At 55.8% G+C, this 23,149-nt stretch carries 21 protein-coding genes, 6 tRNA genes and 3 rRNA genes; 9 read left to right on the top strand and 21 right to left on the bottom strand.

Annotated elements, in window-relative coordinates:
• Window positions 1–123 precede the first annotated feature (123 nt).
• The 17 genes from rplA to tyrS all read right to left on the bottom strand — a co-directional run bounded on the left by rplA (window position 124) and on the right by tyrS (window position 12,188).
• On the bottom strand, window positions 124–819 hold the full coding sequence (gene rplA / locus CRN80_RS11955; RefSeq protein WP_003176434.1) for a 50S ribosomal protein L1: 696 nt from the start codon (window positions 817–819) through the stop codon (window positions 124–126).
• The gene (rplK, locus tag CRN80_RS11950; protein ID WP_003176435.1) at window positions 819–1,250 is read right to left on the bottom strand and encodes a 50S ribosomal protein L11; all 432 of its coding nucleotides are present in this window, start codon (window positions 1,248–1,250) and stop codon (window positions 819–821) included. Before rplK ends, rplA begins: the two co-directional genes overlap by 1 nt.
• A 116-nt stretch (window positions 1,251–1,366) precedes the next feature.
• Window positions 1,367–1,900 carry a transcription termination/antitermination protein NusG gene (nusG, locus tag CRN80_RS11945; RefSeq protein WP_003176436.1) on the bottom strand — a complete coding sequence of 178 codons (534 nt, stop codon included), beginning with the start codon at window positions 1,898–1,900 and terminating at the stop codon, window positions 1,367–1,369.
• A gap of 9 nt (window positions 1,901–1,909) precedes the next feature.
• Window positions 1,910–2,278, bottom strand: a complete 369-nt coding sequence (gene secE, locus CRN80_RS11940; protein WP_003194658.1) for a preprotein translocase subunit SecE — start codon at window positions 2,276–2,278, stop codon at window positions 1,910–1,912.
• A 45-nt stretch (window positions 2,279–2,323) separates the two neighbouring features.
• Window positions 2,324–2,399, bottom strand: a tRNA-Trp gene (locus tag CRN80_RS11935).
• Window positions 2,400–2,542: 143 nt separating this feature from the next.
• Window positions 2,543–2,618, bottom strand: a tRNA-Thr gene (locus CRN80_RS11930).
• A 26-nt stretch (window positions 2,619–2,644) separates the two neighbouring features.
• Window positions 2,645–2,718, bottom strand: a tRNA-Gly gene (locus tag CRN80_RS11925).
• 24 nt (window positions 2,719–2,742) lie between these two features.
• Window positions 2,743–2,827, bottom strand: a tRNA-Tyr gene (locus CRN80_RS11920).
• A gap of 142 nt (window positions 2,828–2,969) precedes the next feature.
• Entirely contained in the window at window positions 2,970–3,416 is a 447-nt protein-coding gene (locus CRN80_RS11915) for a hypothetical protein (protein ID WP_098950214.1), read from the bottom strand.
• A gap of 7 nt (window positions 3,417–3,423) precedes the next feature.
• Window positions 3,424–4,173: a pantothenate kinase gene (locus CRN80_RS11910; RefSeq protein ID WP_098950213.1), complete on the bottom strand. Its 750-nt coding sequence runs from the start codon at window positions 4,171–4,173 to the stop codon at window positions 3,424–3,426.
• Window positions 4,163–5,122, bottom strand: a complete 960-nt coding sequence (gene birA / locus CRN80_RS11905; RefSeq protein WP_098950212.1) for a bifunctional biotin--[acetyl-CoA-carboxylase] ligase/biotin operon repressor BirA — start codon at window positions 5,120–5,122, stop codon at window positions 4,163–4,165. Before birA ends, CRN80_RS11910 begins: the two co-directional genes overlap by 11 nt.
• A gap of 145 nt (window positions 5,123–5,267) precedes the next feature.
• Window positions 5,268–5,383, bottom strand: a 5S ribosomal RNA gene (gene rrf / locus CRN80_RS11900).
• Window positions 5,384–5,541: 158 nt separating this feature from the next.
• Window positions 5,542–8,432 (bottom strand): 23S ribosomal RNA (locus tag CRN80_RS11895).
• Between the two features lie 237 nt (window positions 8,433–8,669).
• Window positions 8,670–8,745 (bottom strand) — tRNA-Ala (locus CRN80_RS11890).
• 10 nt (window positions 8,746–8,755) lie between these two features.
• Window positions 8,756–8,832: transfer RNA gene (locus CRN80_RS11885), tRNA-Ile, on the bottom strand.
• 124 nt (window positions 8,833–8,956) lie between these two features.
• Window positions 8,957–10,493, bottom strand: a 16S ribosomal RNA gene (locus tag CRN80_RS11880).
• The 16S, 23S and 5S rRNA genes sit together here with 2 tRNA genes alongside, the layout of an rRNA operon.
• A 495-nt stretch (window positions 10,494–10,988) precedes the next feature.
• The gene (gene tyrS, locus CRN80_RS11870) at window positions 10,989–12,188 is read right to left on the bottom strand and encodes a tyrosine--tRNA ligase (protein WP_003194666.1); all 1,200 of its coding nucleotides are present in this window, start codon (window positions 12,186–12,188) and stop codon (window positions 10,989–10,991) included.
• A gap of 209 nt (window positions 12,189–12,397) precedes the next feature.
• On the opposite strand from tyrS, the gene CRN80_RS11865 reads away from it, so the two are divergent.
• Together CRN80_RS11865 and CRN80_RS11860 are read left to right on the top strand one after the other, a co-directional pair.
• Window positions 12,398–13,810 carry a peptidoglycan DD-metalloendopeptidase family protein gene (locus CRN80_RS11865; protein WP_098950211.1) on the top strand — a complete coding sequence of 471 codons (1,413 nt, stop codon included), beginning with the start codon at window positions 12,398–12,400 and terminating at the stop codon, window positions 13,808–13,810.
• Window positions 13,811–13,813: 3 nt separating this feature from the next.
• Window positions 13,814–14,905, top strand: a complete 1,092-nt coding sequence (locus CRN80_RS11860) for an anhydro-N-acetylmuramic acid kinase (protein ID WP_098950210.1) — start codon at window positions 13,814–13,816, stop codon at window positions 14,903–14,905.
• A 65-nt stretch (window positions 14,906–14,970) separates the two neighbouring features.
• Here CRN80_RS11860 and erpA read toward each other — a convergent pair whose 3' ends face one another.
• Together erpA and argC are read right to left on the bottom strand one after the other, a co-directional pair.
• Window positions 14,971–15,321 carry an iron-sulfur cluster insertion protein ErpA gene (gene erpA / locus CRN80_RS11855; RefSeq protein ID WP_003176443.1) on the bottom strand — a complete coding sequence of 117 codons (351 nt, stop codon included), beginning with the start codon at window positions 15,319–15,321 and terminating at the stop codon, window positions 14,971–14,973.
• A gap of 165 nt (window positions 15,322–15,486) precedes the next feature.
• Window positions 15,487–16,521: an N-acetyl-gamma-glutamyl-phosphate reductase gene (argC, locus tag CRN80_RS11850; RefSeq protein WP_044269421.1), complete on the bottom strand. Its 1,035-nt coding sequence runs from the start codon at window positions 16,519–16,521 to the stop codon at window positions 15,487–15,489.
• Window positions 16,522–16,655: 134 nt separating this feature from the next.
• Between argC and hemJ the strand changes: the two genes are divergently transcribed.
• From hemJ to coq7, 6 genes are all read left to right on the top strand, one after another.
• Complete coding sequence (gene hemJ / locus CRN80_RS11845) at window positions 16,656–17,084, top strand: protoporphyrinogen oxidase HemJ (protein WP_003194674.1); 429 nt, start codon at window positions 16,656–16,658, stop codon at window positions 17,082–17,084.
• A 24-nt stretch (window positions 17,085–17,108) separates the two neighbouring features.
• Window positions 17,109–18,071, top strand: coding sequence for a nitronate monooxygenase family protein (locus CRN80_RS11840; RefSeq protein WP_098950209.1), 963 nt, complete (start codon window positions 17,109–17,111; stop codon window positions 18,069–18,071).
• 68 nt (window positions 18,072–18,139) lie between these two features.
• Complete coding sequence (locus tag CRN80_RS11835; RefSeq protein WP_098950208.1) at window positions 18,140–19,096, top strand: DUF805 domain-containing protein; 957 nt, start codon at window positions 18,140–18,142, stop codon at window positions 19,094–19,096.
• 61 nt (window positions 19,097–19,157) lie between these two features.
• Window positions 19,158–19,946 (top strand): SDR family oxidoreductase, encoded by a 789-nt coding sequence (locus CRN80_RS11830; protein ID WP_098950207.1) that lies wholly within the window; start codon window positions 19,158–19,160, stop codon window positions 19,944–19,946.
• 44 nt (window positions 19,947–19,990) lie between these two features.
• Window positions 19,991–20,329 (top strand): histidine triad nucleotide-binding protein, encoded by a 339-nt coding sequence (locus CRN80_RS11825; RefSeq protein ID WP_003194682.1) that lies wholly within the window; start codon window positions 19,991–19,993, stop codon window positions 20,327–20,329.
• Window positions 20,330–20,414: 85 nt separating this feature from the next.
• On the top strand, window positions 20,415–21,062 hold the full coding sequence (coq7, locus tag CRN80_RS11820; protein ID WP_003194684.1) for a 2-polyprenyl-3-methyl-6-methoxy-1,4-benzoquinone monooxygenase: 648 nt from the start codon (window positions 20,415–20,417) through the stop codon (window positions 21,060–21,062).
• A gap of 47 nt (window positions 21,063–21,109) precedes the next feature.
• Here the strand turns inward: coq7 and CRN80_RS11815 are convergent, their stop codons facing one another.
• A complete protein-coding gene (locus tag CRN80_RS11815) occupies window positions 21,110–21,532 on the bottom strand; it encodes an OsmC family protein (protein ID WP_003194686.1) in 423 nt (140 codons plus the stop codon).
• A gap of 246 nt (window positions 21,533–21,778) precedes the next feature.
• Here CRN80_RS11815 and crp point away from each other — a divergent pair, with 246 nt between their 5' ends.
• Window positions 21,779–22,423, top strand: coding sequence for a cAMP-activated global transcriptional regulator CRP (gene crp, locus CRN80_RS11810; protein ID WP_032895057.1), 645 nt, complete (start codon window positions 21,779–21,781; stop codon window positions 22,421–22,423).
• Here crp and CRN80_RS11805 read toward each other — a convergent pair.
• Window positions 22,420–23,115, bottom strand: coding sequence for a lipoate--protein ligase family protein (locus CRN80_RS11805; RefSeq protein ID WP_098950206.1), 696 nt, complete (start codon window positions 23,113–23,115; stop codon window positions 22,420–22,422). The two genes, crp and CRN80_RS11805, sit on opposite strands and share 4 nt — an antisense overlap.
• Window positions 23,116–23,149 lie beyond the last annotated feature (34 nt).

Below are 23,149 nucleotides of genomic sequence, written 5' to 3'. Positions count from 1 at the left end.
CGGGAGCACCATCTGCGTAGGCTTGTTGGTTTAAGACTTGCGTCGCCTACGGTCTTGGATAGCCCCCGCCAGGCAGGGACCCCAATCTTTCAATTGGCGCAATTACTTGCGCCAATTTATGTCTTATACGTCCAGCGAGCCTTGGTCGATGACCAGACCTGGGCCCATAGTGGTGCTCAGGGTAACGCGCTTGACGTAGATACCTTTCGAGGAAGCAGGCTTGATACGCTTCAGATCAGCGATCAGAGCTTCAACGTTTTCCTTCAGCTTGACGGCATCGAAGCCGACTTTGCCAACGGAGGTGTGAATGATGCCGTTTTTGTCGGTGCGATAACGAACCTGACCAGCCTTGGCGTTTTTAACCGCGGTAGCTACGTCTGGCGTTACGGTGCCGACTTTAGGGTTAGGCATCAGGCCACGTGGACCGAGGATCTGACCCAACTGACCTACAACGCGCATTGCATCCGGGGAAGCAATTACGACGTCATAGTTCAGGTCGCCGCCTTTCATTTCGGCAGCCAGGTCGTCCATGCCAACGCGATCAGCACCAGCGGCCAGAGCAGCTTCAGCAGCTGGGCCTTGGGTGAAGACAGCAACACGTACAGTCTTGCCAGTACCGTGTGGCAGCACAGTAGCGCTACGAACGACCTGGTCGGATTTACGTGGGTCAACACCCAGGTTTACAGCAACGTCAACAGACTCGCTGAACTTGACAGTCGACAGCTCGGTCAGCAGGGCAGCAGCGTCTACGAAGTTGTAGGACTTGCCTGCTTCGATTTTGCCGGCGATAGCCTTTTGGCGCTTGGTCAGCTTAGCCATTACACACCCTCCACGTTAAGGCCCATGCTACGAGCAGAACCGGCGATGGTACGCACGGCTGCATCCATATCAGCTGCAGTCAGATCCGCGTTTTTGGTTTTCGCGATTTCTTCCAGCTGAGCACGGGTTACAGTGCCAACCTTAACGGTGTTAGGACGAGCGGAACCGCTGGTCAGACCGGCAGCTTTCTTCAGCAAAACCGAAGCCGGGGTCGACTTGGTTTCGAAGGTGAAGCTACGGTCGCTGTATACAGTGATGATCACTGGAGTCGGCAGACCTGGCTCAAGACCCTGAGTACGGGCGTTGAAGGCCTTGCAGAATTCCATGATGTTCACGCCGTGCTGACCCAGAGCTGGACCGACGGGTGGGCTAGGGTTGGCCTGAGCGGCCTTCACTTGCAGCTTGATGTAAGCGGTAATCTTCTTGGCCATGAGGCACTCCAATTACGGGTTCAAACGCCTCGAAAGGCTCCCCGGTTACTTGCGCGTTTATCCCAGTGACGACAAAACCCCACAGCCGAAGCTGCGGGGTTGGGATGCTTGCCCAGCTAGACCTTCTCGACCTGGCTGAACTCCAACTCTACCGGAGTAGAGCGACCGAAAATGAGCACTGCCACTTGGATCCGGCTCTTTTCGTAGTTAACTTCTTCGACCGTACCGTTGAAATCAGCGAACGGACCGTCTGTAACGCGAACGACCTCACCCGGCTCGAACAACGTCTTCGGCTTGGGCTTGTCACTACCGTCAGCAACACGACGCAGAATTGCTTCCGCCTCTTTATCGGTGATCGGAGCAGGCTTATCGGCAGTACCGCCAATGAAGCCCATGACGCGAGGGGTATCCTTGACCAAGTGCCAAGTACCTTCGTTCATGTCCATCTGTACCAGCACGTAGCCAGGGAAGAACTTGCGTTCGCTCTTGCGCTTCTGCCCATTCCGCATTTCAACCACTTCTTCAGTGGGAACCAGAATTTCGCCGAAGCCATCTTCCATGCCTGCCAGCTTTACGCGCTCCAGCAAAGAGCGCATAACATGCTTCTCGTAACCCGAGTAAGCATGCACAACGTACCAACGCTTAGCCACGGGACACCCTTAGCCAACAATCAAGGAAACAAGCCAGCCGAGCAGGGAATCAAGCCCCCACAACAGCAACGCCATAACCAGAACAACAGCCACGACAATCAATGTGGTCTGCGTGGTTTCTTGGCGAGTCGGCCAAACGACTTTACGGATTTCGGTGCGAGCTTCCTTAACCAGTACCGCGAAGGACTTGCCTTTGGCAGTCTGCAGGCCTACAAAGGCAGCTACAGCAGCAAGGGCAAGCAAAGCGAGTACACGGTACAGGATCGGCGAAGCAGAATAGTACTGATTGCCAACAACGCCTACGACCACCAAGGCGACTACAGCGAGCCACTTTACCAGATCGAAACGAGAGCTTTGAGCTTCAGCCTTAGGAGTCATCTATGAAGATCCTGTGAAAAGAAAGCCAGACACACCACGTGAATCTGGCAGGTCAGGAGGGAATCGAACCCCCAACCTACGGTTTTGGAGACCGTCGCTCTGCCAATTGAGCTACTGACCTAAAACAAAATCAGGCCGACCATTATGCAGGCCTGAAAAAGACTTTACAACAACCAACCCCACAAGACCTGAAACATCGAACAACATTCAAGCCGAGGCAGCTGTTAAAACAAAGGCAGATATTTTCATATCTGCCTTGTTATATGGAGCTCTTGAGCGGATTTGAACCGCTGACCTCACCCTTACCAAGGGTGTGCTCTACCAACTGAGCTACAAGAGCGAAACACCTTGCACAACCTGCAAACTTGGAGCGGGTAGCGGGAATCGAACCCGCATCATCAGCTTGGAAGGCTGAGGTTCTACCACTAAACTATACCCGCGGAGCTTGCAGCTCACGCTAAAAATGGTGGAGGGGGAAGGATTCGAACCTTCGAAGTCGTAGACGTCAGATTTACAGTCTGATCCCTTTGGCCGCTCGGGAACCCCTCCTAAGCGAGCCGGCATTTTACATCACGCCGACCTTCTGTCAAGCATTTTCTCATTTAAATTATGAGGTTAGCTGCATTGACGGTAGCTTTGCACTGTAGCCCTTAAAGGTCTTCACTGCGAAGCGGGCGCCATTCTATGCAAACTATTCGAGAGTTGCAATGCCTTCACACAGCATTATTTTATGTTTTAACTCATTGAATTCATTAGCAAGGCTTTCAAAGGGCAGATCGTCAGCCAGGCGACGGCTCTCAGGGGCTACGCGCAACCAATAACCCGAGGCGTCCGGTGCGTTCAGCAACTGGACCTTGACCTTGATATCCAGGCTCGTGAGCCTCTGCTCGAGAGAGGAGGCTTGGCGTCGATCCGAGAGACCACCGATGTACAAGCAGGTATTTTGCGCCTCGGCCGGCCTCGCTCGATCACGCCGAGCCACAGTGTCTGCCGACTCACTCAAGAGGCGAATATCTTGCTGCGCTCCCCGATGGAGACTCAAGGGCGTGACATCCTTGGCCCGCAATGGCGCCTCTTGCTGATGCCAGACGTAATAGAAAACATTGAGAACCAGTAAAAGTAAAAACAGCCAGCGCATAATCACCTCAAGACAAAGGACACGCCATCGCCAAACCAACAAACACCAGGTCCGGGACCAGCCGAGCCTGAGGCGCAGCTTCCCTGACCAGGTCGGCATCGCCTCCAGTGAGGAAGACCGTGAAATCCTCCCCCCAATAGCCTCGGGCCAACTCGAGCTGGGTCAGCACGAACCCTCTAAGCATGAGCGTACAACCACGCTCGACAGCCTCTACGGTCGTTCGACCAGGAGAGAGACGCTCCAGAGCCCGCTCAGCGGCCGCATCGTCATAGCGTATCTTGCGGGTATGGGTTCGCAGCTGATTCCGCATAAGCGGCATACCCGGGCAAATAAACCCACCCAGGTGCCCACCGTCCGGACCAATAAAATCTGCTGTCGCCGCTGTACCAAAGTCGAGTACCAAGCATGCACCTGACGCCAACTTGAACGCGCCCAGCATGGCCAGCCATCGATCCATCCCCAGGCGCTGGAAGTCTTCGTAGCCATTGCGCACTCCACCCATTTCTTGAGCAGACGTTGCACAGGAAACAGCAACGCCAAATGCCGCTACCAAGGCTGCTATCAGCTTATCGGTCTCCTCAAGCGCGCGAACACTCACCAACCGACAACGCGTGAGCAATAGACCAGGCAAAGCCACCAAACTATCGATCAGCGCGATATCCGAGCCTGCGATGCCTTCCGCGCGAACAGTTGCCTCACTCAACTCAAGAACACGCCATTTGATAAAGCTATTTCCACAGTCGAGCTCAAGAATCATCACGCAACCTCAGGCTTAACTCACCACCGCTGTATGTTTTCTCAACGCCACCGACATCCAAACGCAAGGCGCCCTGACGATCCACGCCCAGCACAACCCCATCAATCTGATTGACGCCCGCGATAAGCGACACGGACTTCCCCTGCCAGGCGTGATGCTGCTCCCACTCTTCTTGCAACCCGGCAAAACCCGCAGCCTTGTGTCGGTCCAGGTAGGCTTGTAGCTGCAAACCCAGTCGCGCTACCAGGTGATTGCGATCAACTGAAGAGCCCGTCTCAAGCTGCATCGAGGTCCACTGCTGATCAATCTCAGCCGCTCTCTGCATATTCACATTGATACCTATCCCTAGCACAACGTGACAGATATCTGCAGGATCTCCCACCAACTCAAGCAAGATGCCTGAGATTTTCTTTTGCCCAACCAGGACGTCGTTTGGCCACTTCAAAGCTGCGCCCTGCACACCCGATTCACGCAGAGCCTGCAGGACTGCCAGCCCCACCACCAGACTCAGCCCCTCCAGTTGCCGCAGACCGCCCTCAATACGCAATACAAGGCTGTAGTAAACGTTTTGCGCAAATGGGCTGACCCACTTTCGGCCTCGTCGCCCCCTACCAGCCGTTTGCTGCTCCGCCAGCACAACAAAAGGAGCCGCACTGCCCGCACCGATAAGACGTAAAGCCTCAGCATTAGTGGAATCAATGGAGTCGAAAATGTGAACGGGCCAAGCCAAGGAAGCCGCGCCCAGAGAAATCTCCTGCGCATTCAAAAACACCAATGGCGCAGCCAATCTATATCCGCGGCCCCGCACCTTATGAATGGGGAGATTCAATTCTGCCTCAAGATGCTGAAGCTGCTTCCACACGGCACTGCGACTAACGCCCAAGGCAGCGCCAAGCGCTTCTCCAGAATGGAACTGACCATCTTTCAGAAGTTTCAACAACGTCAGCATGCACATATCGCCTCAGAATGAGGCACGCATGATAGCCATGCGCAGGGTCATTGCATAGAAAGGGTGGATATCAGTCTGGGTCGAGATTTTCGAGCGCCCAAAACAAAACCCCAACTGCTTTCGCAATTGGGGTTTCGGAATTTAATCTTGACGATGACCTACTCTCACATGGGGAAACCCCACACTACCATCGGCGATGCATCGTTTCACTGCTGAGTTCGGGATGGGATCAGGTGGTTCCAATGCTCTATGGTCGTCAAGAAATTCGGGTACTGAGTCGCGGCCAGCTGGCCTCGCTTCAGCAAATTGGGTAGGTGATAGATCTCGGTGTTTTGTGAGCGTCGAACTTTCGGTTCATTTTCGTCTTCACACACCGCAATCTGATGCTCGTTAGAGTAGTCAAATTGCTTGGGTGTTATATGGTCAAGCCTCACGGGCAATTAGTATTGGTTAGCTCAACGCCTCACAGCGCTTACACACCCAACCTATCAACGTCGTAGTCTTCGACGGCCCTTCAGGGAACTCAAGGTTCCAGTGAGATCTCATCTTGAGGCTAGTTTCCCGCTTAGATGCTTTCAGCGGTTATCTATTCCGAACATAGCTACCCGGCAATGCCACTGGCGTGACAACCGGAACACCAGAGGTTCGTCCACTCCGGTCCTCTCGTACTAGGAGCAGCCCCTCTCAAATCTCAAACGTCCACGGCAGATAGGGACCGAACTGTCTCACGACGTTCTAAACCCAGCTCGCGTACCACTTTAAATGGCGAACAGCCATACCCTTGGGACCGGCTTCAGCCCCAGGATGTGATGAGCCGACATCGAGGTGCCAAACACCGCCGTCGATATGAACTCTTGGGCGGTATCAGCCTGTTATCCCCGGAGTACCTTTTATCCGTTGAGCGATGGCCCTTCCATACAGAACCACCGGATCACTAAGACCTACTTTCGTACCTGCTCGACGTGTCTGTCTCGCAGTCAAGCGCGCTTTTGCCTTTATACTCTACGACCGATTTCCGACCGGTCTGAGCGCACCTTCGTACTCCTCCGTTACTCTTTAGGAGGAGACCGCCCCAGTCAAACTACCCACCATACACTGTCCTCGATCCGGATAACGGACCTGAGTTAGAACCTCAAAGTTGCCAGGGTGGTATTTCAAGGATGGCTCCACGCAGACTGGCGTCCACGCTTCAAAGCCTCCCACCTATCCTACACAAGCAAATTCAAAGTCCAGTGCAAAGCTATAGTAAAGGTTCACGGGGTCTTTCCGTCTAGCCGCGGATACACTGCATCTTCACAGCGATTTCAATTTCACTGAGTCTCGGGTGGAGACAGCGCCGCCATCGTTACGCCATTCGTGCAGGTCGGAACTTACCCGACAAGGAATTTCGCTACCTTAGGACCGTTATAGTTACGGCCGCCGTTTACCGGGGCTTCGATCAAGAGCTTCGCGTTAGCTAACCCCATCAATTAACCTTCCGGCACCGGGCAGGCGTCACACCCTATACGTCCACTTTCGTGTTTGCAGAGTGCTGTGTTTTTAATAAACAGTCGCAGCGGCCTGGTATCTTCGACCGGCATGAGCTTACGGAGCAAGTCCTTCACCCTCACCGGCGCACCTTCTCCCGAAGTTACGGTGCCATTTTGCCTAGTTCCTTCACCCGAGTTCTCTCAAGCGCCTTGGTATTCTCTACCCAACCACCTGTGTCGGTTTGGGGTACGGTTCCTGGTTACCTGAAGCTTAGAAGCTTTTCTTGGAAGCATGGCATCAACCACTTCGTTATCTAAAAGATAACTCGTCATCAGCTCTCGGCCTTAGAATCCCGGATTTACCTAAGATTCCAGCCTACCACCTTAAACTTGGACAACCAACGCCAAGCTGGCCTAGCCTTCTCCGTCCCTCCATCGCAATAACCAGAAGTACAGGAATATTAACCTGTTTTCCATCGACTACGCTTTTCAGCCTCGCCTTAGGGACCGACTAACCCTGCGTCGATTAACGTTGCGCAGGAAACCTTGGTCTTTCGGCGTGGGTGTTTTTCACACCCATTATCGTTACTCATGTCAGCATTCGCACTTCTGATACCTCCAGCAAGCTTCTCAACTCACCTTCACAGGCTTACAGAACGCTCCTCTACCGCATCACTTACGTGATACCCGTAGCTTCGGTGTATGGTTTGAGCCCCGTTACATCTTCCGCGCAGGCCGACTCGACTAGTGAGCTATTACGCTTTCTTTAAAGGGTGGCTGCTTCTAAGCCAACCTCCTAGCTGTCTAAGCCTTCCCACATCGTTTCCCACTTAACCATAACTTTGGGACCTTAGCTGACGGTCTGGGTTGTTTCCCTTTTCACGACGGACGTTAGCACCCGCCGTGTGTCTCCCATGCTCGGCACTTGTAGGTATTCGGAGTTTGCATCGGTTTGGTAAGTCGGGATGACCCCCTAGCCGAAACAGTGCTCTACCCCCTACAGTGATACATGAGGCGCTACCTAAATAGCTTTCGAGGAGAACCAGCTATCTCCGAGCTTGATTAGCCTTTCACTCCGATCCACAGGTCATCCGCTAACTTTTCAACGGTAGTCGGTTCGGTCCTCCAGTTAGTGTTACCCAACCTTCAACCTGCCCATGGATAGATCGCCCGGTTTCGGGTCTATTCCCAGCGACTAGACGCCCTATTAAGACTCGCTTTCGCTACGCCTCCCCTATTCGGTTAAGCTCGCCACTGAAAATAAGTCGCTGACCCATTATACAAAAGGTACGCAGTCACCCAACAAAGTGGGCTCCCACTGCTTGTACGCATACGGTTTCAGGATCTATTTCACTCCCCTCTCCGGGGTTCTTTTCGCCTTTCCCTCACGGTACTAGTTCACTATCGGTCAGTCAGTAGTATTTAGCCTTGGAGGATGGTCCCCCATATTCAGACAAAGTTTCTCGTGCTCCGTCCTACTCGATTTCATGACTAAGAGATTTTCGCGTACAGGGCTATCACCCACTATGGCCGCACTTTCCAGAGCGTTCCGCTAATCTCAAAGCCACTTAAGGGCTAGTCCCCGTTCGCTCGCCACTACTAAGGGAATCTCGGTTGATTTCTTTTCCTCAGGGTACTTAGATGTTTCAGTTCCCCTGGTTCGCCTCTTGCACCTATGTATTCAGTACAAGATAACCATCTTATGATGGCTGGGTTCCCCCATTCAGACATCTCCGGATCAAAGTCTGTTTGCCGACTCCCCGAAGCTTTTCGCAGGCTACCACGTCTTTCATCGCCTCTGACTGCCAAGGCATCCACCGTATGCGCTTCTTCACTTGACCATATAACCCCAAGCAATCTGGTTATACTGTGAAGACGACATTCGCCGAAAATTCGAATTTCTCAATTAAGAGAACTCACAAATTTTACCTTAGCCTGATCCGTTACCAGTGAAAGTAACGTTCAGTCTATCTTTCTATCACATACCCAAATTTTTAAAGAACGATCTAATCAAAGACTAGAAATCAATATTCACTTCAGAATATTCATTTCTAAACTCTAACAGCAGAAGCAGTTAATGGTGGAGCCAAACGGGATCGAACCGTTGACCTCCTGCGTGCAAGGCAGGCGCTCTCCCAGCTGAGCTATGGCCCCATAACAAAATTGGTGGGTCTGGGCAGATTCGAACTGCCGACCTCACCCTTATCAGGGGTGCGCTCTAACCAACTGAGCTACAGACCCAATTTCGAGCGCGTAACTGATTAGCTAAGAGCTATCAGCTTGGAGCTTAAAGCTGCTTCTATCGTCTTCTTCAATGAATCAAGCAATTCGTGTGGGAACTTATGGAGCAGCTGATGTCGTCGATTAAGGAGGTGATCCAGCCGCAGGTTCCCCTACGGCTACCTTGTTACGACTTCACCCCAGTCATGAATCACACCGTGGTAACCGTCCTCCCGAAGGTTAGACTAGCTACTTCTGGTGCAACCCACTCCCATGGTGTGACGGGCGGTGTGTACAAGGCCCGGGAACGTATTCACCGCGACATTCTGATTCGCGATTACTAGCGATTCCGACTTCACGCAGTCGAGTTGCAGACTGCGATCCGGACTACGATCGGTTTTATGGGATTAGCTCCACCTCGCGGCTTGGCAACCCTCTGTACCGACCATTGTAGCACGTGTGTAGCCCAGGCCGTAAGGGCCATGATGACTTGACGTCATCCCCACCTTCCTCCGGTTTGTCACCGGCAGTCTCCTTAGAGTGCCCACCATAACGTGCTGGTAACTAAGGACAAGGGTTGCGCTCGTTACGGGACTTAACCCAACATCTCACGACACGAGCTGACGACAGCCATGCAGCACCTGTCTCAATGTTCCCGAAGGCACCAATCTATCTCTAGAAAGTTCATTGGATGTCAAGGCCTGGTAAGGTTCTTCGCGTTGCTTCGAATTAAACCACATGCTCCACCGCTTGTGCGGGCCCCCGTCAATTCATTTGAGTTTTAACCTTGCGGCCGTACTCCCCAGGCGGTCAACTTAATGCGTTAGCTGCGCCACTAAAAGCTCAAGGCTTCCAACGGCTAGTTGACATCGTTTACGGCGTGGACTACCAGGGTATCTAATCCTGTTTGCTCCCCACGCTTTCGCACCTCAGTGTCAGTATTAGTCCAGGTGGTCGCCTTCGCCACTGGTGTTCCTTCCTATATCTACGCATTTCACCGCTACACAGGAAATTCCACCACCCTCTACCATACTCTAGTCAGTCAGTTTTGAATGCAGTTCCCAGGTTGAGCCCGGGGATTTCACATCCAACTTAACAAACCACCTACGCGCGCTTTACGCCCAGTAATTCCGATTAACGCTTGCACCCTCTGTATTACCGCGGCTGCTGGCACAGAGTTAGCCGGTGCTTATTCTGTCGGTAACGTCAAAATTGCAGAGTATTAATCTACAACCCTTCCTCCCAACTTAAAGTGCTTTACAATCCGAAGACCTTCTTCACACACGCGGCATGGCTGGATCAGGCTTTCGCCCATTGTCCAATATTCCCCACTGCTGCCTCCCGTAGGAGTCTGGACCGTGTCTCAGTTCCAGTGTGACTGATCATCCTCTCAGACCAGTTACGGATCGTCGCCTTGGTGAGCCATTACCTCACCAACTAGCTAATCCGACCTAGGCTCATCTGATAGCGCAAGGCCCGAAGGTCCCCTGCTTTCTCCCGTAGGACGTATGCGGTATTAGCGTCCGTTTCCGAACGTTATCCCCCACTACCAGGCAGATTCCTAGGCATTACTCACCCGTCCGCCGCTCTCAAGAGAAGCAAGCTTCTCTCTACCGCTCGACTTGCATGTGTTAGGCCTGCCGCCAGCGTTCAATCTGAGCCATGATCAAACTCTTCAGTTCAAACATCTTTGGGTTTTTAAGAAACCCTAAACTTGGCTCAGCAATCGTTGGTTACATCTTTGATTTCTCGCGGAGTAACTTGTGATGCTGATAATCTTGTTGACTATCAGTCTGACTCCACAAGCACCCACACGAATTGCTTGATTCAGTTGTTAAAGAGCGGTTGGTTAAGATCTTTCGTCTCAACCGAGGCGCGCATTCTACAGCAGCCTCATTTGCTGTCAAGTGGTTATTTTCAGAAGCTTTCGAAGATTTCTTCAACAACTTCAACCACTTGCGCTTGCGATCTCTCGTAAGCGGGAGGCGAATTCTACAGCGTTACACGCTGCTGTCAACACCTCTTTTTCAACTTCCTTTTGGCTTCGATGAACTGAAGCAACTTGCTGTCGATAACTGCGTAACCCTTTGTTTACCAAGGAGTTTTCCGTTTCGACTGCGCCGGAAGTGGGGCGAATTATAGACAGATATAATTCGCCGTCAACACCTATTTCAGACTTATTCGGATTTGAGCGTAATACGCGCAAATGCCTTCTTACCCGCCTGGCAAACGTGAGTGGCGCCCAGCTCGTATATAAAGGTGCGATCAACCACCTCACCATCTATACGCACACCGCCCGAACCCAAGAGATCGCGCGCGACCGCCGAGTTTTTCACCAGGCCAGCCTTATTAAGCACAGCCGCAATCGGCATAGCCTCGGCAGCAGTCAGCTCAATCTCCGGCAGATCGTCAGGCAGCTCGCCATCTTTCATGCGATTACCTGCCGCACGGTGAGCGCTGGCCGCAGCCTCCTCACCATGGAAGCGCGCAACGATTTCTTCAGCCAGCTTAATCTTCACATCCCGAGGATTAGCGCCCGCCTCGACATCCGCACGCAGCGCATTGATTTCGTCCATCGAGCGGAAGCTCAACAACTCGAAGTAACGCCACATCAGTGCATCCGGAATAGACACCAGCTTGCCGTACATCACACCCGGCGCTTCCTGGATACCGACATAGTTACCCAAGGACTTGGACATCTTCTTGACGCCATCCAAGCCTTCCAACAATGGCATGGTCAGAATGCACTGAGCCTCCTGACCATAGGCGCGCTGCAATTCACGCCCCATCAACAGGTTGAACTTCTGATCGGTGCCGCCCAACTCAACGTCCGCACGCAGCGCCACCGAGTCGTACCCCTGAACCAGCGGATAGAGGAACTCATGGATGGCGATTGGCTGATTGGTCGAGTAGCGCTTGTCGAAGTCATCGCGCTCAAGCATGCGCGCCACGGTGTATTGGGAAGTCAGGCGAATGAAATCTGCCGGCCCCATTTTGTCCATCCAGGTGGAGTTGAACGCCACCTCGGTCTTGGCTGGATCAAGGATCTTGAATACCTGGGTCTTATAGGTCTCGGCATTATCGAGCACCTGCTCGCGAGTCAGCGGCGGGCGCGTAGCGCTCTTGCCGCTTGGATCACCGATCATCCCGGTGAAGTCACCTATAAGGAAGATGACCTGATGGCCCAGTTCCTGGAACTGACGCAGCTTATTAATAAGCACGGTATGACCCAAGTGCAGATCCGGCGCAGTCGGATCAAAGCCAGCCTTGATACGCAGGGGCTGGCCACGCTTGAGCTTTTCGATCAGCTCGGACTCGACCAACAGTTCTTCCGCACCACGTTTTATCAGCGCTAGCTGCTCTTCAACCGACTTCATAACAGACCCGCAAGGCTCAGATTCAAAAGGGAACCAACCATACAAGATCAGGGACTAATTACAAGTTTTGCCCTGCGCACGGACACCGTTCAGCAAGCCCAGCGTTCGCGAGCTTGCACCACAGATGATTTGGTTATATTTTATACAGTTATTTCATCTTCATCATGTCATTCATCTTTTCCATTTCATCTTCAAAGTCAAAATTACCTATGACCACTGAACCGTCTAAAGCGCCGCCGCTTTACCCGAAGACCCACCTGCTCGCCGCAAGTGGTATCGCCGCCCTTCTCAGCCTGGCACTGCTGGTATTCCCTTCCAGTGACGTTGAAGCCAAACGAACATCCCTGAGCCTTGATCTGGAAAGCCCAGTTGAACAACTGACACAAGATCAAGACGCTTCCGACGTACAACAAGCCACAAACACTGCAACTGAATCACCTTTCGCACAGATCGAAAGCACTCCCGAAGACACCCAGCAAGCCGCCCAGGAAGCACCTGCGGCCGCCGCAGCCAAGAATCCCCAGCATCGCGAAGTCATCGTGGGCAAAGGCGACACTCTCTCTACCCTGTTCGAAAAGGTTGGGTTGCCTGCCGCCGCTGTAAATGACGTGCTCGCCAGCGATAAACAAGCCAAGCAATTCACTCAGCTCAAACGTGGCCAAAAGCTTGAATTTGAGCTGACGCCAGACGGCCAGTTGAACAACCTGCATACCAGCATCAGTGACTTGGAAAGCATCAGCCTGAGCAAAGGCGCCAAAGGCTTCGCATTCAACCGAATCACCACCAAACCCGTCATGCGTTCCGCCTACGTACATGGCGTGATCAACAGCTCCCTGTCGCAATCGGCCGCGCGTGCGGGCCTGTCGCACAGCATGACCATGGACATGGCCAGCGTATTTGGCTACGACATCGACTTCGCTCAGGACATCCGTCAAGGCGACGAATTCGACGTGATCTACGAACAGAAAGTAGCCAACGGAAAAGTGGTCGGCACTGGCAACATTCTTTCTGCGCGTTTCACAAACCGTGGCAAAACCTACACCGCCGTGCGCTACACCAACAAACAAGGCAACAGCAGCTACTACACGGCTGATGGCAACAGCATGCGCAAGGCCTTCATCCGTACACCCGTTGACTTTGCCCGTATTAGCTCGCGTTTCTCCATGGGCCGCAAGCATCCAATTCTGAACAAAATTCGCGCACACAAGGGCGTCGACTATGCCGCGCCGCGTGGCACGCCAATCAAGGCGGCGGGCGACGGCAAGGTCTTGTTAGCGGGGCGCCGTGGTGGTTACGGCAATACGGTGATCATCCAGCACGGCAACACTTACCGTACGCTTTATGGCCACATGCAAGGGTTCGCCAAGGGCGTCAAGACTGGCGGCAACGTGAAACAAGGCCAAGTGATCGGCTACATCGGTACCACCGGCCTCTCCACCGGCCCGCACTTGCACTACGAGTTCCAGGTCAACGGCGTACACGTCGACCCATTGGGCCAGAAGCTGCCGATGGCCGACCCGATTGCCAAGGCCGAACGCGCGCGCTTCATGCAACAGAGCCAGCCGCTGATGGCACGGATGGATCAAGAGCGCTCCACCTTGCTGGCTTCGGCGAAGCGTTAAGGTATGCCGCTCTATATCGGCGTGATGTCCGGGACCAGCCTCGACGGCCTGGATATCGCCCTTATCGAACAAGGTGCGGCGATCAATCTGATCGCCACCCGCTACATCCCGATGCCTGACGCCTTGCGCACAGAACTGCTGAGCCTATGCGCCAGCGGCCCGGATGAGATCGCCCGCTCGGCAATCGCCCAGCAACAATGGGTCATGCTCGCCGCCCAAGGCATCCACGCCTTGCTGGATCAACAGAACCTCAAGCCTCAGGACATTCGGGCGATTGGTAGCCATGGCCAGACGATTCGCCATGAACCCGCCCGAGGCTTTACCGTTCAGATCGGCAACCCTGCCCTTCTCACCGAACTCACAGGCATCACCGTCGTCAGCGACTTCCGCAGCCGCGATGTCGCTGCCGGCGGCCAAGGCGCTCCTTTGGTTCCTGCCTTTCATGAAGCCTTGTTCGGCGAGCAGACGGGCAATCGCGCGGTATTGAATGTCGGCGGGTTCAGCAACCTCAGCCTGATCGAGACGGGCAAGCCTGTCGCCGGTTTCGACTGCGGCCCGGGGAACGTGCTGCTCGATGCCTGGATTCACCTGCAGCGCGGCGAACACTTCGATCGGGACGGGCAATGGGCGGCCAGCGGCCAGGTCCAGCCCCAGTTGCTCAATACGCTGCTCAGCGATCCGTTCTTCTTGACCAAAGGCCCGAAAAGCACGGGCCGAGAGGTGTTCAACCTGGCCTGGCTGCAGCAGCACCTTGGCCGCTTGCCCGCCTTTGAACCCCAAGACGTACAGGCCACCCTGCTGGAGCTGACGGCCCTGACCATCGTCGAGTCCCTGCAAAGCGCCCAAACTGACACAACGACCTTGCTGATCTGCGGCGGCGGCGCCCATAACGGGGCACTGATGAGCCGTCTGACAACGTTGCTGCCTTCCACCCATGTCAGCACTACAGCGGCCTATGGCGTAGACCCTGACTGGGTAGAGGCAATGGCCTTCGCCTGGCTGGCCCATTGCTGCCTTGAGGGAATTGCCGCCAATCGCCCCAGCGTCACTGGCGCTCGCGGGCTTCGAGTGCTTGGCGCGATCTACCCCGCCTGAACCCCAGACAGCAAAACGCCGCTTGGCCCGTAAGAGCCAAGCGGCGTTTTTGTATCTGCTACCGATCAGATCGAGAACGAAGACCCGCAACCACATGTCGTGGTGGCATTAGGGTTCTTGATCACGAAACGCGAGCCTTCCAGACCTTCCTGATAATCCACCTCGGCACCCGCCAGGTATTGGAAGCTCATCGGATCCACGACCAGGCTCACACCCTCGCGCTCAACGATAGTGTCGTCATCGGCCACATCTTCATCGAAGGTAAAACCGTACTGAAACCCTGAACAACCGCCGCCCGTAACGAATACGCGCAGCTTCAAGCGATCATTACCCTCTTCATCGACCAGGCTCTTCACCTTGTGCGCAGCACCGTGGGTGAATTGCAAAGCCGTGGGGGTGAAGGATTCAACGCTCATGCTGATAATCTCCCGGCGTAGCGCCGCCATATGCGTAATGGCCGGTATTATCCGCTTCTCCTAGAAAAGCGGTCAACTATTGTTACGGTATATCAATCTGCCCAGCGACCATTAAAAATGCAAAAGGCCCGATCAACGGGCCTTTTGCACAACGGTAAGTCTGCGTTAAGGCAGCATGCCCGCGTGGGACAGGCCCAACTTCTCGTCCAGGCCGAACAGGATGTTCATGTTCTGCACCGCCTGGCCCGACGCGCCCTTGACCAGGTTGTCGATCACCGACAACACCACCACCAGGTCGCCATCCTGCGGACGATGCACAGCAATACGGCACACATTGGCGCCACGCACGCTGCGCGTTTCCGGATGGCTGCCGGCCGGCATCACATCGACGAACGGCTCATTGGCATAACGCTTCTCAAACAATGCCTGCAGGTCTACCGAGCGATCGGTGACGGTCGCATACAGCGTGGAGTGAATCCCGCGGATCATCGGCGTCAGGTGCGGCACGAAGGTCAGCCCTACCTCCTGGCCGGCAGCGCGGCGCAGGCCCTGGCGAATTTCCGGCAAGTGACGATGACCTTTTACCGCATAGGCTTTCATGCTTTCCGACGTTTCGGAGTACAGAGAACCGACCGCCGCGCCACGGCCCGCACCACTGACGCCCGACTTGCAGTCGGCGATCAGGCGCGACGCATCCGCCAGACCAGCTTCCAGCAATGGCAGGAAGCCCAATTGCGTGGCTGTTGGATAGCAACCGGGCACCGCAATCAGGCGTGCTTGCTTGATCTGCTCGCGATTGACTTCCGGCAGGCCGTAAACCGCCTCTTCCAACAGCTGCGGCGCACCATGGGGTTGGCCGTACCACTTGGCCCACTCATCGGCGTCTTGCAGGCGGAAGTCTGCCGACAAGTCGATAACCTTGGTACCCGCCGCCAGCAGCTCACCGGCCAACGCATGGGCTACACCGTGAGGCGTGGCGAAGAACACCACGTCGCAGGCCCCCAGGGTCTTGGTGTCCGGCACACTGAACGCCAGGCCGTCATAGTGGCCTCGCAGGTTCGGGTACATATCGGCCACGGCCAGCCCGGCTTCGGATCGGGAAGTGATGACCACCACCTCAGCTTGCGGATGCTGAGCCAACAGACGCAGCAATTCGACACCGGTGTAACCCGTGCCGCCGACGATACCGACCTTGACCATAAACCTGCCCTCAACGAACCCACTGGAAAGCCGTCGATAATAGGGGCCGTATCGTCCTGCGACAACCGTCAACGTGACGTACGGGCGCATGAGCCACTACTATCTTCGCTACCGTGAACCTGGGAATAACTAAAATGCTCTATCTATGGGTCAAAGCCTTCCATATCGTCAGCATCGTCTGCTGGTTTGCCGGGCTGTTCTACCTGCCGCGCCTGTTCGTCTACCACGCCCAAAGCGAAGACACCGTCAGCAAGGAACGCTTCAGCATCATGGAGCGCAAGTTGTACCGGGGCATCATGGGCCCGGCGATGGTTGCCACACTGGTCTTCGGCATCTGGATGCTGGCCCTCAACCCCGGCATTTTCCAGTCGGGCGCCTGGATCCACGCCAAGCTGACCCTGGTCGTCCTGCTGATTGGCTACCATCACATGTGCGGCGCACAGGTAAAGCGCTTCGCCCGTGGCGAGAACACCCGCAGCCATGTCTTTTATCGCTGGTTCAATGAAGTCCCGGTTCTGATATTGCTGGCTATCGTAATTTTGGTCGTGGTCAAACCGTTCTAACTTCAATTACTCGGGGAACCTCCAATGTCGCTGCCCGCTCTGCTGGAACAACGTCTGCGCCTGCCCGTGGTGGCCGCGCCGATGTTTCTGATCTCCAATCCGCAACTGGTCCTGGCCTGCTGCCGCAACGGGGTAGTTGGCAGTTTCCCGGCGCTCAACCAACGCGAAAGCAGTGGTTTCAAGGCCTGGCTGGAAGAAATCGAAGCGGGTTTGGCGCAGTTGGACAACCCTGCGCCCTATGCCGTGAACCTGATCGTGCACAACAGCAACCCGCGGCTGGAGGCCGACCTGGCGATCTGCGTCGAGCACAAGGTGCCCATCGTCATCACCAGCCTCGGTGCGGTAAAGGAATTGGTAGATGCCGTTCACAGCTACGGCGGCCTGGTATTTCATGACGTCACTACCCGACGCCATGCCGAGAAAGCCGCTGAAGCGGGCGTCGACGGCCTCATTGCCGTAGCCGCTGGAGCAGGTGGCCACGCTGGCACTTGGAGCCCCTTTTCACTGATTGCCGAAATTCGCCAGTTCTTCGACAAAACCCTGCTGCTGGCGGGCTGCCTTAACCATGGGCACGAAATCCTCGCCGCCCAGGTGCTGGGGGCAGACCTCGCTTATTTCGGCACGCGCTTTATCGGCACCACCGAAAGCCAGGCACCGGACGCCTATAAGGAGATGCTGCTCACATCGCGCGCCGCCGACATCGTGCACACTCCTGCAGTCTCCGGCGTACCTGCCAGCTTTATGCGCCAGAGCCTGGAAAATGCCGGTTTTGACCTCGCTGCGCTTCAAGGCAAAGGGGAAGTCAACTTCGGTTCCAAGCTCAAGCCATTGAGCGATGAGGCCAAAGCGTGGAAAACTGTATGGTCTGCCGGCCAAGGCGTCGGTGAGATCAATGATGTGCCCAGTGTGGATGAGCTCATAGCGCGCCTGGATGCCGAATACCGCAGAGCACGCGAGCATGCCGCGCAACTGCGCTGGCCACGCTGACCCACTGCCGGGCCTGCCAATTGGACAGGCCTGCACACTTCCCCTGATTAAGTGACAAGGATGCCCGCATGAGCGACAGCCGTTTCAAGATTGTGTTTGACGGAGCCTTGCGCCCAGGTGTCGAAAGCACCACCGCCAAGCTGAACCTCGCCGAGTTATTCAAAAGCGATGTTGAAGCGATAGAAAAGCTCTTCACCGGCCGCCCCGTCGCGCTCAAGCGCGACCTGTCGCGCCCCGACGCTGAAACCTACCTCACGGCACTGCACAATGCCGGGGTGGACGCACGCATCGAAGAGGAACACCCCGTGGCATTCAGCCTGGCAGAAACCCACGAGACAGGCTCGTCAACCGCTGACCGCGCCGCCGCTTCACCGTATGCACCGCCACGCGCCGCTGTTGGCGATGACCTGCCGGAGTTCGCCACTCTAAAGGTGTTCACCATCCACGGTCGCATCGGGCGCCTGCGCTACCTGGCCTGGACGCTGGCACTGACCGTCGCGATGTTGGTGGCCGCGGGCATCATCAGTACCGTGGGCTTCGCGGTGGCGACAGCCTCGCCAACCATCGCCATCATTATTGGCTCACTGCTGGGCTTCGCGCTGTTTGTGGCACTGGTAGTGGTGAGCGTGCAAATCGGCGTGCAGCGCCTGCATGACCTGGGCTGGTCTGGCTGGCTGTACCTGCTGAACCTGGTTCCGCTGGTGAACAGTGTGTTCCCTCTGCTGTTGCTGGTATTGCCAGGCAACACGGGCGCCAACCAATACGGCGCGCCACCACCACGCAACTCTACTGCGGTGAAAATCCTGGCCTCGCTGTGGCTGGCGTTTATCCCTTTGATGCTCATCATTGTCGTCACCTTGGGCATGAACGGTTACCTGGACCAGCTTGAAGCCAACATGGACAGCAGCTACGAAAGCAGCTCCATCACCTCCGATGCAGACGCAGAACAAAGCGTTATCGTTGATGAAGCCGCAGCGCAAAGTGCTGACGACGCAGCCGAACCTGTAGACTCTCCAGAACAGTGAAGAAACGCCCGCCGCCTGTGACGCACTGTCATGGGCCGGTGGCGTTGCGATGGAGAAAGGCATGACCCGTTACGCTCTGATCACCGGCGCCTCCAGCGGCATCGGCCTGGCATTGGCCGAAGCCTTGGCACGACGCGGCCGCAGCTTGATTCTGGTGGCCCGCCAGCGTGATCAGTTGGAAAGCATTGCATTGGAATTGACCCAACGCTTCGGTGTCGAGGTGCTGTTTCGTGCCTGTGACCTGGGCGAACCGCTGCGTTTGTCCGGCTTTTTGCTGGAGCTCGAAGAGGGTGAGCGGCAGATCGACCTGCTGGTCAACTGCGCCGGCATCGGCACCAGCGGGCCGTTCCTGGCCCAGGACTGGATGACCGAGCAGGACCTCATCGAAGTCAACATCCTGGCCCTGACCCGCATGTGCCACGCGCTCGGCAATGCCATGGCCCTGCATGGCGGCGGGCAAATCCTCAATGTGGCTTCGGTCGCCGCCTTCCAGCCTGGGCCGTGGATGAGCAGCTACTACGCCAGCAAAGCCTACGTATTGCACTTTTCCGAAGGGTTGCGCGAAGAATTGAAGACCTGCGGCATCAAGGTCTCAGTGTTGTGCCCTGGCCCTACGCGCACCGCATTCTTCGGCACCGCACAGACGGATACGGCGAAACTCGACCGCAGCCAGCAACTGATGAGCCCGGAAGAAGTCGCGCTCTACACCGTGCGTGCGCTGGAAAAGAACAAAGCCATCATCATTCCCGGGCGACGCAACCGTTGGCTGACGTTCAGCCCACGCCTGAGCCCCCGCTGGCTGACCCGCAAAATTGCCGGCGCCATCAACAAGGCCTATTGCCCACGCTGATGGCCTGCGTACACTCACCTCACTTTCACAATGGAGATACAGCTGTGGATACTCTGTTCACCAAGATCATCAACAGAGAAATACCGGCGAAGATCATCTATGAAGATGACCAGGTCCTGGCTTTTCACGATATCGCCCCACAGGCGCCGGTGCATTTTCTGGTTATCCCGAAAAAGCCCATTCGTACCCTCAATGACCTGACCGAGGACGATAAGGCGCTGGCCGGCCATATCCTGTTCACCGCCCAGCGCCTGGCCGTGGAACAGGGTTGCGAAAAAGGCTTTCGCGTGGTGATGAATTGCAATGAAGACGGCGGGCAAACCGTTTACCACATCCATATGCACGTGCTCGGTCAGCGCCAGATGAACTGGCCACCGGGCTGAGTGCACAAGGGCAAATTGACTCAGCACAAACGCTGGACGCTCTCTTGCGGTAAACTGGCCGCCGAGATTCTTCCCGGAGGTCAGCATGACTACCCAACGTCACTACTCGCCGATTGACCGTCTGTTGCTGCAAGCCGACATGGCCATGCGCACCCTGCTGCCGTTCAGCGGCCAACCTTACCGTCCATCGCCCGCCATTGTGCAGCCAGATGTACAGCTGAGCGAGACCGACACCCGTCACGTGGCCGGCCTGATGCGCATCAACCATACCGGTGAAGTCTGTGCCCAGGCGCTGTACCAGGGCCAGGCGCTGACCGCCAAGTTGCCGCAGGTTCGCACGGCGATGGAGCATGCAGCCGAGGAAGAGATCGACCACCTGGCCTGGTGCGAACAACGCATCCGCCAGTTGGGCAGCCATCCCAGCGTGCTCAACCCACTGTTTTATGGCTTGTCGTTTGGTATCGGCGCGGCTGCCGGGCTGATCAGCGACAAAGTCAGCCTGGGGTTTGTGGCCGCGACAGAACATCAGGTGTGCAAGCACCTGGATGAACACCTGGAGCAACTGCCGGCCGAGGACGAAAAGTCCCGGGCCATTCTTGAGCAGATGCGTATCGACGAAGAACACCATGCAGAAAGCGCGCTGGACGCGGGCGGCTTCCGCTTTCCAGCCCCGGTACGGTTCGGCATGAGCCTGTTGGCCAAGGTCATGACCAAAAGCACCTATCGAATCTGAACCGAAAAGAAGGGCGCCCGAAGCGCCCTTTCTTTTGCCTGCTGCAATCAACCCAACTCGATGATTTCGTAGTCGTGGGTAATGACCACGCCCGCCGCCCCCAGCATGATCGATGCTGAGCAGTACTTCTCGGCCGACAGCTCAATGGCACGCTTGACCTGGGCTTCTTTCAGCGCCCGGCCCTTGACTACGAAATGCATATGGATCTTGGTAAAGACCTTGGGGTCTTCAGTGGCGCGTTCGGCTTCCAGGAAGGCTTCGCAGCTTTCCACGGCCTGGCGCGACTTCTTCAAGATGCTGACCACATCGAAATTGCTGCAACCGCCCACACCCAGCAGCAACATTTCCATCGGGCGTACACCCAGGTTACGCCCGCCGGCTTCCGGCGGACCGTCCATGACCACCACATGGCCGCTGCCCGACTCACCGAGGAACATGGCTTCGCCCGCCCATTGGATGCGTGCCTTCATCGCCCAGACTCCACTGCTAAAAAAGGGTCGCCAGCTTAGCACAGGGCTTTGAAACAGCAGCGCCCTGCATAAATTCGATAAATGACAGCGTTTGCCCGGTAAATTGGCTAATCGTGACAGAAGGTGTCTGGTAAGCTGGCGCCAAATGAATGGCGCATTGCCATGACTTGTACAGCGTCTATCAATGAGAGGCCGCTGGATAAAAACAACGCCAACTACACCTTGCAGTCTTTTCGGGATACAACCATGGTTGCTCTTACTCCCACACCCAAGATCAAGAACCTCGACAAGCTGCTGTTGCATTGCCAGCGCCGACGTCATCCGGCCAAGCACAACATCATCTGCGCCGGCGAGCGTTCAGAAACCCTGTTCTTCATTATCAAGGGCTCGGTCACCATCCTGATCGAGGATGAAGATGGCCGTGAGATGATCATTGCCTACCTCAACACCGGGGATTTCTTCGGGGAGCTGGGCCTGTTTGAACAAGCAGGCAAAGAGCAGGAACGCAGCGCTTGGGTAAGGGCCAAAGTTGAGTGCGAAGTGGCCGAGATCAGCTATACGAAATTTCGCGAACTGGCCCAGCATGATCCGGATATCTTGTACGCCCTGAGCGGACAGATCGCCCAGCGCCTACGCGACACCACGCGCAAAGTCGGCGACCTGGCGTTCTTTGATGTCACCGGTCGCGTTGCTCGCTGCCTGCTGGAGCTATGCAAGCAACCCGATGCCATGACCCATCCCGACGGCATGCAGATCAAAGTCACGCGCCAGGAGATCGGACGTATTGTCGGGTGTTCACGAGAAATGGTTGGCCGCGTGCTCAAGGATTTGGAGGAGCGCAACCTGGTGCACGTCAAAGGCAAGACGATGGTGGTGTTCGGCACCCGTTAAACCGGCAGGAAGCCAGCCAGCATCTGACGGTACAACGTGTCGAGCCGACTGATAGCATCCGGCGCGGGAAACGCTTCGTGCAGTGCGATATGGCTGTCGGCGCGAACTCGCTGCTCCAAGCCGCAGGCTTGGTTGAAGCGGTTGACCGCCGCAATCAATTGCTCACGATCATTCTCCAGCAACATCGCCCCATGCACCAACCCTACCGGGCGGCCACCGCTTTGTCGCCAACGCTGGGCAGTGCCCACCATTTTGCGGCCATTGAGGTTGACGTTGTAACGACCGTCGCAAAAAGCACCGTCAATTTCGCCGACGGACGCATCGCCGCCCAACTCGATCAACAGATCACAGATCGGTTGGCACAAGCGCCGATAGCCGGTTTCGATACGCCCCGGGTCGCCTTCACTGCGCGGCGGGGCATAGACCAGGGCGATATTGACCGTGGCGCCGGACTGCGGCACCGGCTCACCGCCAGTTTCACGCAGCAACACCGGCCAACCCGCATCGACCGAGACCTGGCTCGCCGCCTCGAATGCCGGCAACCGGCTCAAACGGCGCGGCATAACCAGCGCTTGGTCACTGGGCTGCCAGAACAGCAATCCGAACGCCTGCTCACCCGCGCAAACGGCTGCCAATAGGTCTTGCTCGGCGGCAAGGCCTGCTTCGACAGTCATGATCACGGGCTGGAGCATCGAACACCTACCTACCTGAATAAACACAACACCA

This window comes from Pseudomonas sp. FDAARGOS_380, assembly GCF_002591235.1.
Taxonomy (GTDB): domain Bacteria; phylum Pseudomonadota; class Gammaproteobacteria; order Pseudomonadales; family Pseudomonadaceae; genus Aquipseudomonas; species Aquipseudomonas salmasensis.
Note: the sequence above shows the minus strand (reverse complement) of the source record. Positions and strands in the feature narration are given on the sequence as shown.